The sequence below is a fragment of the Vibrio sp. Vb1574 genome (genome assembly GCF_033338675.1).
Genome location: NZ_JAWOTC010000256.1, coordinates 1 through 1,299, shown reverse-complemented (window position 1 = coordinate 1,299; position 1,299 = coordinate 1). Strand labels below are relative to the sequence as shown.

The following is a 1,299-nucleotide window of genomic DNA, read 5'->3' as shown; positions in this document are numbered from 1 at the left end:
AGACGGAAATCGATAAAACTCAACTATAGTTTGTTGTCTTAACTATCATTGATATTAAACAAGATACTCAGCGTTCGAACAAAAATTCCACGTTATATCAGTCTGATAGCAATGCAGTTAACACTTCTTGTTGTTTTGTGTTGCTCAACACTGGTTTTAAGACTAGCTTGGATAAAAAAGCGCAAAGGAATTATCTATGAAATATTCAGCTGAACACATCGCCGAACTGAACCTTCTTCTTCAATTCGATTTAAGCAGTGCAGCGACTGGTATCAAAGTCCATTCAGATGCCTCAGAAGAGATGCAAGCAGCAGTTGCGCGTCTTTACCAAAAGCAATTGTGTACGCAACCTGATGGTGGTTATCTAACCGACGAAGGCATTGAAGTTGCAGAACACGCAGACAAAATCTTACGCGTACTTTCTGCAGAATAACTACCGCCCACTGACCAATAAAGCCACCGAAATACGGTGGCTTTTTTCTAGTTACTCCAATCGCATTTGGGGAATCTCACTCGGCTACACCAGTAACTTTCTCATTTTCCCAAACGGTTGAACTTTATCGTACAACCAGTTAAAGCCTGTGGCGTAAAACAAGAAGAAGACTAGAAACCCCGCTTCGAGCATCAATGCTTGAAGGAACGTAATCTCCAAGAACCATGCGATCACAGGTATAGAAATAAAGATCAACCCACCTTCAAACCCAACGGTGTGACCAAGGCGCATTGCTAAACTTCTGTCTGCTCGGTTGCTGCCAAACCACTTATCGAAGTACAAGTTGTAAATGTAGTTCCAAACTACGGTGTACAAACTCAAACCGATCCCTACTAACGCCAAATCACTTGAACCTTTGCCTGTGATCAACGCAGCTGCAGGCACAATGATCGCTAACGCCATCAATTCAAAAAGTACTGCGTGGAAAATTCGTTCGTTACGAGTCATGATTATCTACCCATTTGTTCTACTCAATGACTGAAATTTTATCTATGATTGAGATAATAAAAAGTTAGATACCATCGGTAAAAGCGATATGTTTACTATCGAACAATTGCAGGCGTTTGTTGCCACATCCGAATCCGGCTCATTTTCCGCAGCAGCGAGAAAGTTAGGTCGAGCCCAATCCGTGATAAGCCAACACATTATGAACATGGAACTCGACTGTGGTGTCGATCTGTTTGATCGCTCCGGCCGTTATCCCAAACTGACCGAGAACGGCCATGCTCTGATGCGTTACGCGCAAGCGGCGATCAGTCAACTCGACCGATTAAACAATAAAGCGACTCAGCTCTTTTCTGCGCAGG

The 1,299-nt window shown here is 43.1% G+C and carries 3 protein-coding genes; 2 read left to right on the top strand and 1 reads right to left on the bottom strand.

Annotated elements, in window-relative coordinates:
• Positions 1 to 196 precede the first annotated feature (196 nt).
• Complete coding sequence (locus tag R7O12_RS25310; RefSeq protein WP_005462432.1) at positions 197 to 433, top strand: TIGR02647 family protein; 237 nt, start codon at positions 197 to 199, stop codon at positions 431 to 433.
• Positions 434 to 517: 84 nt separating this feature from the next.
• On the opposite strand, the gene R7O12_RS25305 is transcribed toward R7O12_RS25310, so the two are convergent.
• Positions 518 to 940 (bottom strand): PACE efflux transporter, encoded by a 423-nt coding sequence (locus tag R7O12_RS25305; RefSeq protein WP_015296537.1) that lies wholly within the window; start codon positions 938 to 940, stop codon positions 518 to 520.
• Positions 941 to 1,028: 88 nt separating this feature from the next.
• Between R7O12_RS25305 and R7O12_RS25300 the strand changes: the two genes are divergently transcribed.
• On the top strand, positions 1,029 to 1,299 hold a 271-nt coding region (locus tag R7O12_RS25300), incomplete at its 3' end, for a LysR family transcriptional regulator (protein WP_318126811.1).